The following is a 15,411-nucleotide window of genomic DNA, read 5'->3' as shown; positions in this document are numbered from 1 at the left end:
CAATCTCTAATTTCAAATCTATTCGGGGGGGGATAGAATTGCGGGTAGTCAATAAACAGCATAAAAAAATCCGATACTTTACAGCACCGGATTCCTGTATTTTTAAAACCTTTCTTATTTCTTCGGATTGGCGAATGTCGCTATATCTTCTGCAGAAATTTCATCACCACAAAGAATGATCAAACGCTCCGTAATATTGCGCAACTCTCTAATATTTCCTGTCCAATTCACTTCTTGCAATGCTTTTAAAGCTGCATCAGAAAATTTCTTTCTTGGAATTCCGTGCTCGGCACAGACCATGGTCATAAAGTGCTCGGCTAATAATGGAATATCATCTTTACGCTCATTTAAAGAAGGCACATGCATCAAAATCACACTTAACCTATGGTATAAATCTTCTCTAAAGTTACCGGCTTCTATCTCCTTTCTCAAATCTTTATTGGTAGCGGCCAATACTCTACAATTCACCTTGATGTTTTTCTCGCCACCTACGCGCTGAATTGTATTTTCTTGTAAAGCACGCAACACCTTAGCCTGAGCAGAAGCACTCATATCCCCAATTTCATCTAAAAATAAAGTTCCTTTTGATGCAAGTTCAAATTTTCCTTTCTTCTGTTTAACCGCAGAAGTAAAAGATCCTTTTTCGTGACCAAACAACTCGCTCTCTATTAATTCAGCAGGTATCGCCGCACAGTTTACCTCTATAAAAGTCTCTTCTTTTCGCGGACTGTTATCATGTAGTGAACGAGCTACAAGTTCTTTCCCTGTACCATTCTCTCCTGTAATCAAAACACGTGCTTCAGAAGGCCCCACCTTTTCTATCATTTCCTTGATGGTCAAAATCTCTGGCGTTTCTCCTATAATAGATGATCCTTTGAATTTACGTACCGTTTTCTTCAATACTTCCTTTTCTTCGACCAAAGAACTCTTGTCTTTAGCGTTTCTGATCGTTACCAAAATACGGTTCAAGTCCAAAGGTTTTTCAATGAAATCAAAGGCGCCATTCTTAATTGCTTCTACAGCCGTTTCTATATTACCATGACCCGAAATCATAATCACAGGACTCAACACTTTTTCCTTGCGAAAAGCCTCCAAAACTTCCATTCCATCCATCAAAGGCATTTTGATATCACAGAAAATAATGTCGTAGTACTGTTGCGTCGCCAACTTCACCCCTTCTTTTCCATTTTCGGCTTCATCCACCTCAAAATCTTCAAATTCTAGAATTTCGCGGAGCGCGCGTCTTATGCTTTTTTCGTCGTCTATGATCAGTATTTTACTCATGTTTTTTCTTTTGTAGAATCTTGGGACACCTAAAATAATAAAATCTCCTTAGGGCACGGGAAGGCTTAAGCGATTGGACTGTTAAATATTTCTTAAAGGTTTTATTTTAGGGCAAACAGACGGGCTATTCGCTATAGTCACCTTTCTTAATATTAAACACTTGTAGTGTTTCAGGTACACTTCCGGCGGTCGTATACCTTCAACAACAATTGCTAAATATCCGCAAGCCAAGCTGCCGCTTCTATCCCTGTTTGATTTAACCATTTAACACTGGCTAAAGTCCGTTATTGAATAAATTAAAAAGTGAAGGGAATTACCTTTTGGTTCTGTTCTTTTTTTTTAATTTTTAAATCATTCACGTAAGTGAATTCTTAAATCTTTAAATGCTAAAAACTATAGTCTATAGCTCAGGCTCCAACCCCTTGCACTAAGAACTGTGTGTTGCGTTAGGAGTTCTCGAGAGTCTAAATGTGCTGTCTTTTTTACATCTACGCAAAGCGTATTATCTGCGGTTTGCTCCAAGTATTCGGCCAATTGAATATTCCCATCGTACTTGTACGCCTCTAAATAAGTCATCAACTTGCGCAAGGTTTCTACCCCGGTATTGGTACTCAATTTCATATCCTTTGCAGCAAAGGATCTAAAACAAGTAATCCGTTCTTGAGCCCTTGTCATTAGAACGTTCAATCGTTTTTCGCCACCTACTTTATTTAATGGACCAAAACGCATGGCAAATTCCCCGTCTTTATTTGGCGCATAGGTTGTGGAAATTATCAAATGTCGACATTCATCGCCCTGCACCTTTTCCAAGGTTTTTATAAAGCAATTGTTTGCCTCATCTTCCAAATAAATAAGCTGTTCTGGAGTAAAAGTCTTGTACAATAGCTTTAATTGCTTCTCATTGAAACATACAATACCCAAGTCTTTTTGTCCAGCAGCTATAAGTTTCCCAACATACTCAGCCAGCGCTTGAGCTTCAATTTTATTTCCTTTCTCCATCATTGCACCCACAAGATCCACTACCTCAATTGCTGGTACTTTAGTTGCTGGACTTGGAAATACCTGCAACTCATTGGCATAAAAATGTCGGTTAGAAAAAGTTATTAACTCGCTATGTTTAGACCTGTAATGATGTTTTAAATGCAAGCTTTTCAACTGAAAACTGGCATGGTGTAAAATATCCCCCTCTTCTGTATCCCTCTCAAAATACATACTCGGCGACATCTGCTGGGAATCTCCCGTAATCAAACAACGCTTAGCTCTAAAAACACTACCTAAAGCATGTGTAAAAGGTATTTGTGATGCCTCATCTAGAACAAGTAGGTCCAAAAGGTTTTGTTCCAAAGGCAAAGTATCTGCCACCTGAAAGGTGTTGAGCAAAAAGATGGGTTGTATGGCCTTCATCCAATGTCTGGCTTCACTGGTCATAAGTTCTAACAAACTTTTATGACGACGCGTTTTTCCAAACTCATTGATCAATATTTTCTTTCCAATTCGGAGTTCCCTTTTCAGGACTTTTTCTTCTTCGCTAAGTTTTGCCGCCGGAGTGGAAAGTAAGTTATTAAACGCTTCGAACTTTGCTTTTTGCTTGTCTTTCAAGACTTCTGTAAACGTGTGTTGTTCTTCTGCTATGTGTTCCGTAATTCTTTGTAAACTCTGGTTTAAATCCTCTCCATCAAACTGGGCTAAGTCGGGGTTAAGATGCTTAAATTTCAACCAAGCTGTCTTGACTACCCGCAATTCTATCCCTTCTAGATTTTCATAGTGTTTATAGGCATATTTAGCGGCTTTATCTAAACGCTGAATTCGGGGTAAAACTGTAAAACAAAAAGGGAGTGTTTGCAACAATTCATCACAATGAGCAATACAATTCTTGTCGTTCTCCACAACTTGGAAATAATTCCTAAAAAACTGTCTCAAATCACGGTACTCTCCAGATTTTTTATGCAAGTCAATACGCTCATCATCTGTTAAAGCTATAATGGATTTTAAAACATTGTCGTCTGTACTTTTACTTCTATCTACTGTATTCTTTAAACTTCTAAGGTGATTGATTTCTTCGGGAAGATTTTGCTTTCTCAGTTTAGCTTTTAACTCTACGAGTTTGGCTTCAACTTCCTCTAAACGTTTTAGGTTTTGGAGTCCACCTGGGATTGCCTCATAATGTAAATGCGTCAGTTTTTTCAACTTGTTCTTTACTCTAAAATGAGAAAATCGCAATCCTTTTTCACTTTCAACAAAATCAATAAAAGCATGTATTTCACTCAAACTAATATTCTTCTTCCAATTGTCTCTTTCTTTCAGCAACAAGGCTTGTTCATCTACTAATTTAGAATAGGAATTATAAGTTCTATAAAAGGCTTTTTGTTGTGCACTCTCTTTAACTAAAAGTTCCTTTGGAATTAATTGTTCATCGTAAAAAAAGAGGTGAATAAAATCACTGTAACGGATTTGATCTTGAACTTCCTTTATGCTCAGCTCTTTGCCGAACAACAGCTCAAGTTTCGTCTTCGTTTTTTCTAAATTTTGGATAAAGTCATTGAGTTGAGCCTCACCTTCAAAAACCAGTAAAGGTAAATCAGCCCAAGATTTATGGACTTTAAAAAATTCATCCTGTAAGAAAAAGTTGATTTCCTCTTTACAAGCCATCCAATCTTTTAAGTCAGGCAATTTATCGTCGGCTTCCACTTCATCGAGGGATCTATCTCCTAGTAATTCTTTAAAATTCCACCAACTCATTCCACCTATTGCTGTTGGACTATTGAGTCGTGCTAAACGATTATCTAATTGTTGAATTTCAAGCTCACTTATTTGTAAGCAGGACACTTTGGTTTCCACATGATTTTCTAGGAATAACCAAGCCTCTTTCAACTGTTGAACAAAGACTTTTTTATGTTGTTTTCCTTTATAAAAACACAAAAAATGATGTAAATCGGCCGCCTTGAACTTTTCATAAATCACCGTTAAAGCCACAGATTTTTCCGATGATAATAACGCAGAACAACCTTGACCTAAAGCCTTTGCCAATACATTTGTAATGGTTTGCGATTTCCCTGTTCCTGGAGGGCCTTGCAAGACCACGTCTTCATTTTCTAGAGTTTTAAAAACTTTGATTTGATCTGCATCTGCATTTGTAAGTAAGGCTTCTTGAAAAGCAAATTCCTTCGCCTCATTTTTATCATGCCCCATAATTTGAGACAATGCAGAAGGATTAATCTCCATCTCCGCCATTGCTTGTAACTCGCGTAAAATATTAATGCGGTAGGGATGGACGTTGGCTAGTTCACTTGTCTCATGAATCTCGAATGCAATCCCTTCCCTATTAAAAGCACTTTTTACATCTTCCAAAGTATCTTCCTCTTGCAATCGAAATATACTTTGCAAAAAAGGATTGATAAAATTACTTTCAGGTTGGGGTGTGAAGACGATGCAATTGCCCAATTCAACTTTTTTATAGCTCACATGGGTCAAAAAGATAGGAGTCAAAATCTCCTCTCCTTTCCAGTGCCATTTTACAAGATGTTCTACAAAACATAGTGTCTCTACACCACTGTTCTTACGAAAATCCTCGGCCTCTAAAAAGAGTTTTCTAGCAACACTTTTAAATTCAAACTTTAGCTCTGATTTTAAATTTAAGCTGTTCTTTACACAGGCGAAATTCACCAAAGGATCTTTGGTAGACTGGGTTATTTTTTGTTGCGCCCAATTTTGAATTTCGTTCTGAAGTGTCATTAAGACGAAAATAAGGTTTATCCTTTATAAGAATGGGCTATTCAACCAAAAAAGCCAAACCCATCATGGATTTGGCTTTTAGAAATGAATATTTACTTGAGCTTACTTCTCTACGATGTAATATTGCTTGATGGTGCCTTGTTCTTTTACAAACTGGACATTTACAGATTTAAGTAAATCAAGAATTTCTTCAGCACTTAAACCATAAAACTCCATTGAAGACATCTTATTGATAGATACATAAGTATTCTTGAAATTTCCTTTCGTTTGATAGTATTCACCTGTCTTGCTCTCCAAAATCCAAACTAAAAAATCTACTGTTAAATACATTTTTTCCGTCCCTTCTGCAATATCACTTTTTTTGTACACTGTCAAGGAGTCCAAATTCATAAAATTGACAAGAGTATCCATTTTTGAAGATTCTATTTTAATGTTTAAATCCGCACTAATACTTTTATTGATGTGATTAAACATATTCTTTCTACTTTTTCTTTTTAAGATATAATCATAACTACCCTTATACTGGGTTTTATTAGCTACGTATACCTCACTTCCCAAATTCATTGTAACTGAAAAAATCTCTGTTAAATCATGTCCAATAAAAGTTCCTTGTTGATCTTTCGTAAGAAAATTATGTGAAAAGCTGTAGTAAGACATTGAGTCTGGAAAAATGGATTCTCTAAACACTTCTTGTCTAAATGTATTAGGACTTGATGAAGATCCTGAATTTTCAAGTTTTGAAACAGATATGAAAACAGGATCAATTCCAGGATTAGCGTATCCAAACTGGAAGCTTGAAGTTTGTGGTATTGACGAAGGCACTTGTTTTTTGTATTCCCCCTTCATTATTTGATCCATAGCGGTCTCATTAAAAAAATTACCGTAATTAGAAAACACAATTTTTCCAAAAGGATCAATCACAATAACAGTCGGTATCGCAGCAACACCATACGCTTCATTAATTGTACTACTATTACTTATACCAACCATAAAATCTTGAGGTTTCGCTGATAAAAAATTACTTACTTTGACTTCCTTCTCCTTGGTAAGTGCAATAAAAACCACCTCCTGATTTTTATATTGGTTGTAGAGCTTGTTCATTTTTGGAAAAGATGCAACGCACGGTGAACACCAGGTAGCCCAAAAGTCAAGCACAACATATTTGCCCTTCAAAGATTCCAGTGTCGGAATTTCTCCATTCTCCGAATTATAGATTTTTGAAATATTCAATTCTGGTGCAATATCACCGATTTCGAGTGTTTTAGGTGTTTGAGCATTTAAAAGGAATACAGTAAGAATACTGAATAGGATTAATGTGGTTTTCATAATATTGATTTTGGGGCGAAAATAATATTAAGTCAATGAATTAAATCCATTTTAACAAAAATTTATAAATCAAACTTAAGCTATATTTTTTTCACTTCTACTGACTACCCGCAATGCTATCCCAAATAAATTCGAAATTCGAAATTGGAGATTTGAGATTCGAGATTACAGCAGTAACAGTATTAGTTCTGAATAAGTAATTCTTTAAATTTTAAATAACCGACGCTAGTCGGTGCTTAAATCTTTAAATATTCAGATTCCTTGACTACCCGCAATGCTATCCCAGACTTTCTTTGTGGGCTGCGATGAGTTCATCCATCACCGTAACTAACTTTTGGGTAAGGGCCTTGCGTTCGTAGTCTTTAGGATCTGAGGTGTACTTAAGTGCACTGAAATCTTGATTGAAGAAAGCATCGAAGTTTTGGTCTTCGAAGTCAAATACCTCTCCGTAGTTTTGGTCAATAATTTTTGCGGCGTCTCCAGCTTTTGGACCTATCATTAAAATGGGTCGTTCTGCGGCCATGTACTCAAACATTTTACCTGTTAAAATACCCAAAGCATTCGGTGTATTGTTTACCACCAAAAGAAGGACTTTACTTCTTTTTTGTTCAGCAACCACTTCACTGTGGGCCAAATACTCTATTTTGTTGAGGTAGGCATTTAACCCTTCTTTTTCTAAAGACTCTAAAACGGCGATATCCACTTTACCAATCAGACGGACTTCAAGTTTATTTGCAAAATCTGCATCAGCTTTCACACGTTTACCAAGGTACTTCCACAAGTTCTCAGGGTTTCTATCCTTGTTCATAGACCCTATGTGCACGATACTGATTTTCTCATCCACCTTCACAGGATCTGTTACAAAATCATCCTGATCGTATCCATTGGTAATGACCTTAACATCTTTGGCTCCAAGTTCTTCTAACTCTCGGGCTAAGGTTGGTCCTACAGTAATAACCTTGTCAGATTTCGTCAAAACACCTTTTTCCAAACGTTTGTGCTTTTTATCCGCCCAATTGCTCAACTTTAGGTCTTTGTAGAAATCTATATTGGTCCATGGATCTCTAAAATCTGCTATCCACGGAATTTCGAGTTTGTGCTTTAATTCTTGCGCAATTAAGTGCATACTGTGGGGCGGACCACTAGAAATTACCAAATCAACAGGTCTGCTTCTAAGGTAATTCATCAAGTATTTAATCGAAGGTTTGATCCAGAATTTTCGGGCATCTGGAATGAACAAATTCCCTCTTAACCAAACGGCAATATCTTGAAGTTTACTTGATTTTTTGTTCTCGGATATGAATCCGGCATTTACCTTTTCTTCCTTTTTTTGACCTATGAACTTTTTGTACAAATCATAAGGCTCCCAAATTGGAGTTTTGATGATTTCTAGTCCTTCCGGAACATCTTTAAAAAGTCCGTAGTCTTCAGAAGGGTACTCCCCATCCTCTACAGTGTAGACAACAGGATCGTACCCTAAATCTGGTAAATGTTTTACGAATTTCAACCATCGCTGTACCCCGGCTCCTCCGCTGGGTGGCCAATAATATGTCAATATTAGTACGCGTGGTCTTCTCTTCATAATCTTATGCTAATTTTTCTTTGATCAATGCAATGGCGTCATCTAAACCAGCTGGGTTTTTACCACCTGCTGTAGCAAAGGCAGCTTGTCCACCTCCACCCCCTTGGATGAATTTAGAAGCTTCTCTTACTAACTGACCTGCATTTAGATCTTTTGCCTTCGCCAAATCATCGTTGATGATGATAGACAAAGTACATTTTCCATCTTCTTCTCCACCAATTACAGCGAATAAGTTTTCTACCTCACTCTTTAATTGGAACAAGATATCTTTGATAGAACCTCCATCTAAACCTGCTTTTGTACCAATGAAGTTGAATCCATCCATCGCCTCTACTTTCGATTTGATTTCTGTTTTCATCAAGGCAGCTTTTTCTTTTTGGAAGGCTTCAATTTGTTTGGTTAACTGCTTGTTCTTTTCGATCAAGTCTTCTACTGATTTCGCCAAGTTCTTTGGGTTTTTCAATAGTCCAGCAACCTCAGCAACTGTATTTGCTTTTTCTTTGTAGAAGTTTTCTGCTTCTGCATTTGTAATGGCTTCAATTCTTCTCACACCCGCAGCAACAGCACCTTCAGAAGTCACTTTAAACAAGCCAATTTCACCTGTGTTTCCAACATGCGTACCACCACAAAGTTCTACTGAGTCACCAAACTTGATAACCCTAACTTTATCTCCGTACTTCTCACCAAACAAGGCCATTGCTCCCATGTCTTGAGCGACTTCCATAGCTACGGCACGCTTTTCATCTAAAGCAATGTTTGCTCTAATTTGTTGCGTCACCAAAGCTTCAATTTTCTCCATTTCCTCGTCTGTTACTTTCGAGAAGTGAGAGAAGTCAAAACGCAGGTACTTATCATTTACCAAAGATCCTTTTTGCTCAACGTGATCTCCCAAAACTTCTCTTAATGCGTGGTGCAATAAGTGAGTCGCTGAGTGATTACTTGCAGATAAGTTTCTTTTGTTTTCGTTGACTACAGCCTTGAAAGTTGCTTCCACATCTTTCGGTAATTCTGTACTCAAATGAACGATAAGATTGTTTTCTTTTTTCGTATCGAAAATTGCCACTTTACCGTCGCCATTTTCTATGTATCCTTTATCACCAACTTGTCCACCACCTTCTGCATAGAAAGGAGTTTTGTTGAACACCAATTGGTAGAAGGTCTTTTTCTTTTGCGTTACCTTACGGTATTTTGTGATTTTAACGTCTGCAATTAAATTATCGTAACCGATGAATTCAACATCATCACCACCTCCAACTGTAATCCAGTCTTCCGTTTCAACAGATGTTGCTGCTCTAGATCTTTCTTTTTGTTCGTTCAAACAAGCTTCGAATCCTTTTTCGTCTACCGTTAACTTGTTTTCTTTCGCAATCAACAAAGTAAGGTCAACAGGGAATCCGAACGTATCGTACAATTCAAAGGCTGCTTCACCATTTACTACCTCAGAACCTTCAGCTCTTGTAGCATCCATGATCGCATCCATACGCTTGATACCTTGTTCCAAAGTTCTAAAGAAACTGTTTTCTTCTTCTCTAATAACTTTTTCAACCAGTACTTTTTGACCTTCTAACTGTGGGAAAGCCTCACCCATTTCTTGTACCAATACTTGACTCAAATCTGCCATGAAAGACTCATTCAAGTTCAATACAGAGTAACCGTATCTCACCGCTCTTCTTAAGATACGACGGATAACGTACCCTGCACCTGTGTTAGAAGGTAACTGTCCGTCACAAATAGAGAAAGCAATTGCACGAACGTGGTCTGCAATTACACGCAATGCGATATCTGTTTCTTCTTTTACCCCATAATCCACCTTCGCCACTTTAGCTATATGTTGAATAAGACTTTGGAATAAATCTGTATCGTAGTTCGATTGTTTACCTTGAAGAACCATGGCCAAACGCTCTAACCCCATTCCTGTATCGATGTGAGTTTCTGGCAATTTCTCCAAGCTTCCGTTTGCTTTTCTTTGGTATTGAATGAATACTAAGTTCCACACCTCAATAACATGCGGGTGATCCATATTCACCAAAGATTTACCATCCACCTTTGCTCTTTCTTCTTCTGAACGTATGTCAACGTGAATTTCAGAAGCTGGACCACACGGACCAACATCTCCCATCTCCCAGAAGTTATCTTTCTTGTTGGATAAAATAATTCTGTCTTCAGCAACGTGTTGTTTCCATAATTCAAAAGCTTCGTTATCCACTTCTAAACCATCTTCTTCGTCACCTTCAAAAACAGTAACGTACAAACGAGATTTATCAATTTTGTAAACTTCTGTCAATAATTCCCACGCCCAATCAATCGCTTCTTTTTTGAAGTAATCTCCGAAAGACCAGTTTCCTAACATTTCGAACATGGTGTGGTGGTAAGTATCAACTCCAACTTCTTCCAAGTCGTTGTGCTTACCTGAAACGCGTAAACATTTTTGTGTATCACATACTCTTCTATCGGCGGGTACGCTATGACCTAAGAAATAATCTTTAAATTGGTTCATACCGGCATTGGTAAACATCAATGTTGGATCATTTTTAATTACCATGGGTGCCGATTCCACAATTTTGTGGTTTTTAGACTCAAAAAATGCTAAAAATTGACTTCTAATCTCTTGTATTGTCATTGCTAAATAACTTATTTTCAATAAATAAACCCGTGTTAAGGTATGTTAACACATGGGCAAAGTTAGATTATTTGTATAATTTTGTATCGTTTTTTAAAGAAATTTAATGGGAAAAACAAAGTATAAATACAATCCTAAAACCCTCGCTTACGAGGAAGTACAGATTAGTTTTGGTCAAAAACTTCTCAAAGGGTTAATCATAGTTGCACCGAGTGTAATTATAGGATTGGGACTAGCATTTGTTTTTGAGACGAGTGTTGAAACACCCAAAGAAAAAGAACTGCGTGCTGAGCTTGAAAAAATGGAGTATGCCTTGAGTAAGCTTCATGCTAATGCGAAGGCCAATGCTCGTGTGTTACAAGACATAGAAGAAAAAGAAAAGAAGCTCTACAGAGTTGCTTTGTATGCCGAAGAATTCCCAGAAGATTTGAGAAGAATGGGGATAGGTGGTTCCAATAAATACAAGGAATATGAAAACATGTCGAGCGCTAAGTTGTTGATAGAAACAGCTAAAACGATAGACAGCGTTAAAAGTAAATTGTATGCACAAAGTCTTTCTTTTAAGGAATTGTTGCAATTAGCCAAGGAGAGAGAAAACAGACTTTCTTCTTTACCTGCCATTCAACCTGTAAGTAACGATGACTTGAAAAGAACGGCTTCCGGTTTTGGTTGGAGAATAGACCCCGTTTACAAAACACGTAAAATGCACTGGGGAATGGACTTTACAGCCGACATCGGTGCTGAAGTTTATTCTACAGGTGATGGAGTGGTTGTTGAAGTAGTTACCAATTCTTGGGGATACGGGAAAGAAATCGTTATTGACCATGGATTTGGATATAGAACACGTTATGCTCACTTGAGTAAATTTGAAGTAAAGCGCGGTGATAAAGTAAAACGTGGAGATTTAATTGGTTTGGTTGGATCTACCGGAAAGAGTACAGGACCACACCTACACTATGAAGTAGAAAAGGATGGACATAAAGTAAACCCGGTGAACTTCTACCATTCAGATTTAACACCAGAAGAATACGAAAAATTGATAGAACTGAGTCAGAACTATTACCAATCGTTTGACTAATTCTTAAATAGAACGGATAGAAGGATGTAAGCAATTGCATCCTTTTTTTTTGCCTTATAACTTCATAAAAAAAGCGTTCCATACTTCTACAGAACGCTTAAACCATGAAATGTAATTACTGACAATGTTATTAACTTTTGCCTATTGTTGCTTTTGCGATGAAAGTTAAAACAATTAATTGGGATGAACAAAACAATTTCACCAATTAGACGTGTAAACTTTTACCAAATATTATGCAGGTATATGTACACCCATTATTGATGAAAATAAATTTTATCGTGCTTTCTAAACAAATACCTACTCGGTAAGTATGAAGCAATTACCCCTAAAAATAGAGCTGATACTACTATCATAAGTCCATCCATCCATTTTAAAGCAATGGGGAAAAACTCACCGTTAGAATTCGGCATTTTTACAAAGCCATAATTGATTTGAAGTACACAGATGGTATAACCGAGAAGTATACCTAGAAGAATACCTCTGAAGCTAATGAGAAGTCCTTCGTAAAAGAAAACTTTAAACATCGCTTCTTTATCTATACCCATGCTGTAAAGGGTTTTAATGTTGTCCCTTTTTTCTACATACAACATCGTTATGGAAGCAATAAGGTTAAAGCTCGAGAGTATGAAAATGAAAATCAATATAAAAATAACAATGATGCGTTCTGACTTAGAAGTTTTGAAAATGAGTTCATTCTTCTCAAAATTCGTTTTAACCACAAAACCTTTCGGCAATACTTTGTAGAGAGCTTCTTTTATGTCTTCATTATCGTAAGCCGGATCAACACTCAAATAAACAGCCGAGATATCCCCCCTGTAATTCAACAATTCATTTGCCAGTTCAAAGGGTACAACAACTTGTTCGTCATTCACCTCTTTGTTAAAGTTCATGCTTCCGCCTATATAAATGTGTTTTGTACTCAGAGGATTTTTACCAGGTCGAAACTTACCTTCACGCAAGGGAACGTTGAATAAAACACTATTTTCATTTGCAAAACGAGGTACGTAAGTGTCTAATTTTTGGAGTAAACCAACTCCGAATAATGCTACGGGCAGACCTTCAAAATTAAAACTCGGATCACCTTCATACAAATGGTTTTCCATGTGAGACATACGCAGAAAACTGCTATCTACACCTGTCATCTGGGCTTTTACCCACTTATTACCTTTTCTTAAGATTACAATTTCTTCAAGTGCTCTGGAGAGTCCGTCCACACCTTCGAAATTTCGTAGGGTATCAAGATCGAGGAAGGATTGATTAAAGGTTTTTCCTTTTTCGCTTCTAATGGTTAGGTCTGTATCAAAATCAGTGTAAAGGCCAACTACAATTTTTTCTATACCATTAAAGGCAGAAAGCACCACAATGAGCGCCATCGTTGAAACCATAATACCTACTACACTTATCTTAGAAATAAGGTTGATAATATTCGTTGATTTCTTCGATTTAAAATAACGGCGCGCTATGTGAAATGATATGTTCAAATAAAAGGGGAGATTATTGCTTCAACAATTCGTCTATCTTCATTGCGTAATCTAACGAATCATCAATATCAAAAATTAAGTCGGGCATTTTCTTCATATTCTTCAAACGCTTACCTAATTCGGCTTTAATCTTTCCTTTATTCTCTCTGATGCTTTCTAAGACTTCTTCTTTTGAAGGTCCAGCAAATATACTCAAGTATACTCTTGCCAAAGACAAATCTGGAGTTACTCTAACCACCGTTACACTTGCCATTGCACCTAAACAATATTCTCTAGCATTTCTTTGAAAAACACCAGATAACTCTTGTTGTATTACTTGCTCTATTCTATTTTGACGTACAGTTCCCATACCGCAAAATTAAGAATTGTTTGTATAGTGTTCACCTAGAAAAACAAAAACCTATCTTTGCAAGAGATTATGAAGCAGTTATTCAAAATATACAAGGCCACATTTAAGTATAAAGCCCTTGCATTAATCACGATATTTTCCAACTTATTATACGTTATTTTCAACTTAGTTTCTTTGGTTCTTTTTGTACCTTTTTTACAACTTATTTTCCCCAAAGGAGATGAGGAAATTACACGCGTAAGTGAACCCGTTTTAGAAGCAACCAACCCTATTGCATTTGTAGAATATGTAAAAGACGCTTACAAGTTTTTTATGCAAAGTATGGTAGATAGAGGTCCGAAGGAAGCTCTATTTTTTGTTTGTTGCTCTGTGTTAGCTGCCTTTTTCTTAAAGAACCTATTTCGTTATATCGCCATTTACAACCAGTCTCAATTGCGTATGGCCGTAGTTAGAGATTATAGAGATGCACTGTTCAATAAATCTATGCGCCTACCGATGTCCTTTTTCACCGAAGAGAAAAAAGGAGATTTAATGGCAAGAATGAACGCCGACGTTAATGAAATTGAAATTGCGGTTGTTGCCATGTTGGAGTTGTTGTTTAGAGATCCGATTTCGATAATCATCACCGTTTCTGTTTTAATTTACTGGAGTCCCGGACTTACACTCTTCTCTTTTATTCTACTTCCACTTTCTGCTTTGGTCATTTCAAGAATTGCCAAAAGTTTAAAACGTACCGCTAAACAAGGTCAAGAACAAATGGGAGTTCTATTTTCTTTCCTGGATGAATATTTGGGAGGAATTAGAATCGTGAAAGGATTTAACGCCACTGGAAAAGCCGTAGAAAAATTTGCGGCAATTAACTTGCGCCATCAAAAATTGATCACCAAAACCTTTAGAAAGAAAGACTTGAGTTCTCCTTTAAATGAATTTTTAGGAGCCGCTGTAATGATAGGTATAGTTTGGTTCGGTGGAAACATGATTTTGGATGGAACAGGACAGGATGGGTTTACCGGTGAAGAATTTATGGGATTCATCATCGTCTTCTCTCAATTATTGGTGCCTATACAAGCTGTAGCTAAGAACATAGGTAATATGAATAAAGCAAAGGCCTCCCAAGATAGAATTGATGAAACGCTGAACACCAATGAAAAAATTATGGATCCGACCTCTCCAAAGAAGATGGAAGGATTGAATGATAAAATTCGATTTGATAATATTTCCTTTGCTTACAAGGATGAAGAAGTAATCAAGCAGGTCTCTTTTGATATACAAAAAGGTAAAACTGTTGCCTTGGTTGGAGAATCTGGAAGTGGAAAATCTACGTTAGCGGATTTGCTTCCCCGCTTTTACGATGTTAAGTCTGGCCAAATACTTTTCGACCAAACCGATATCAGAGAATTTACTTTAGAAGATTTAAGAGCTCAAATTGGTATTGTGAGTCAGGAATCTATACTGTTCAACGATACCGTGGCTAGCAACATTGCCTTTGGTATGCCAAATGCAACCCGTGAAGAGATAATTGAAGCTGCTAAAATTGCCAATGCACACAATTTCATCATGGAGTTAGAAGATGGTTACGACACCAACATTGGAGAACGCGGTAATAAACTTTCTGGAGGACAAAAACAACGTGTAAGTATAGCTCGAGCAGTATTAAAGAATCCACCTATCATGATTTTGGATGAGGCAACTTCTGCTTTGGATACAGAAAGTGAAAAACAAGTTCAGGATGCATTAAACAAATTAATGCAAAATAGAACTTCATTGGTCATTGCTCACCGCCTAAGTACCATTAAAAATGCGGATGTAATTTTGGTGTTGAATAAAGGTGAAATTGTAGAGCGTGGTACGCATGAAGAGTTGTTGCAAAAAGAAGGGTTTTACCATAGATTGACAAGTTTACAGGGAATTAACTAAGGAGAATAATGCGTGATTATTGAATTGAGTTTTGGATTTTTT

9 protein-coding genes are annotated in these 15,411 nt (G+C 37.0%); 2 read left to right on the top strand and 7 right to left on the bottom strand.

Going from position 1 to position 15,411, the window contains the following annotated elements:
- Positions 1–114: 114 nt before the first annotated feature.
- The 5 genes from BM327_RS08070 to alaS form a co-directional block, all read right to left on the bottom strand.
- Positions 115–1,284, bottom strand: a complete 1,170-nt coding sequence (locus tag BM327_RS08070; protein WP_090248089.1) for a sigma-54-dependent transcriptional regulator — start codon at positions 1,282–1,284, stop codon at positions 115–117.
- 393 nt (positions 1,285–1,677) lie between these two features.
- Positions 1,678–5,016, bottom strand: coding sequence for an AAA domain-containing protein (locus BM327_RS08065; RefSeq protein WP_090248086.1), 3,339 nt, complete (start codon positions 5,014–5,016; stop codon positions 1,678–1,680).
- Positions 5,017–5,118: 102 nt separating this feature from the next.
- A complete protein-coding gene (locus tag BM327_RS08060; protein WP_090248083.1) occupies positions 5,119–6,342 on the bottom strand; it encodes a TlpA family protein disulfide reductase in 1,224 nt (407 codons plus the stop codon).
- Positions 6,343–6,619: 277 nt separating this feature from the next.
- Positions 6,620–7,924 carry a glycosyltransferase gene (locus BM327_RS08055; protein WP_090248081.1) on the bottom strand — a complete coding sequence of 435 codons (1,305 nt, stop codon included), beginning with the start codon at positions 7,922–7,924 and terminating at the stop codon, positions 6,620–6,622.
- A 4-nt stretch (positions 7,925–7,928) separates the two neighbouring features.
- Positions 7,929–10,544, bottom strand: coding sequence for an alanine--tRNA ligase (gene alaS, locus BM327_RS08050; RefSeq protein WP_090248078.1), 2,616 nt, complete (start codon positions 10,542–10,544; stop codon positions 7,929–7,931).
- Positions 10,545–10,650: 106 nt separating this feature from the next.
- Here alaS and BM327_RS16000 point away from each other — a divergent pair, with 106 nt between their 5' ends.
- Positions 10,651–11,622, top strand: coding sequence for a M23 family metallopeptidase (locus BM327_RS16000; protein ID WP_090248075.1), 972 nt, complete (start codon positions 10,651–10,653; stop codon positions 11,620–11,622).
- A gap of 254 nt (positions 11,623–11,876) precedes the next feature.
- Here BM327_RS16000 and BM327_RS08040 read toward each other — a convergent pair whose 3' ends face one another.
- Together BM327_RS08040 and rbfA are read right to left on the bottom strand one after the other, a co-directional pair.
- The gene (locus tag BM327_RS08040) at positions 11,877–13,103 is read right to left on the bottom strand and encodes an FtsX-like permease family protein (RefSeq protein WP_139230307.1); all 1,227 of its coding nucleotides are present in this window, start codon (positions 13,101–13,103) and stop codon (positions 11,877–11,879) included.
- Between the two features lie 13 nt (positions 13,104–13,116).
- The gene (gene rbfA / locus BM327_RS08035) at positions 13,117–13,452 is read right to left on the bottom strand and encodes a 30S ribosome-binding factor RbfA (protein WP_090248069.1); all 336 of its coding nucleotides are present in this window, start codon (positions 13,450–13,452) and stop codon (positions 13,117–13,119) included.
- A 69-nt stretch (positions 13,453–13,521) separates the two neighbouring features.
- Here rbfA and BM327_RS08030 point away from each other — a divergent pair, with 69 nt between their 5' ends.
- Positions 13,522–15,369: an ABC transporter ATP-binding protein gene (locus tag BM327_RS08030; protein ID WP_090248065.1), complete on the top strand. Its 1,848-nt coding sequence runs from the start codon at positions 13,522–13,524 to the stop codon at positions 15,367–15,369.
- Positions 15,370–15,411: the final 42 nt, after the last annotated feature.

The sequence above is a fragment of the Lishizhenia tianjinensis genome, from assembly GCF_900116425.1.
Lineage (GTDB): Bacteria > Bacteroidota > Bacteroidia > Flavobacteriales_D > Crocinitomicaceae > Lishizhenia > Lishizhenia tianjinensis.
The sequence above is the reverse complement of the archived record's forward strand: the minus strand, read 5'-3'. Positions and strand labels throughout refer to the sequence as shown.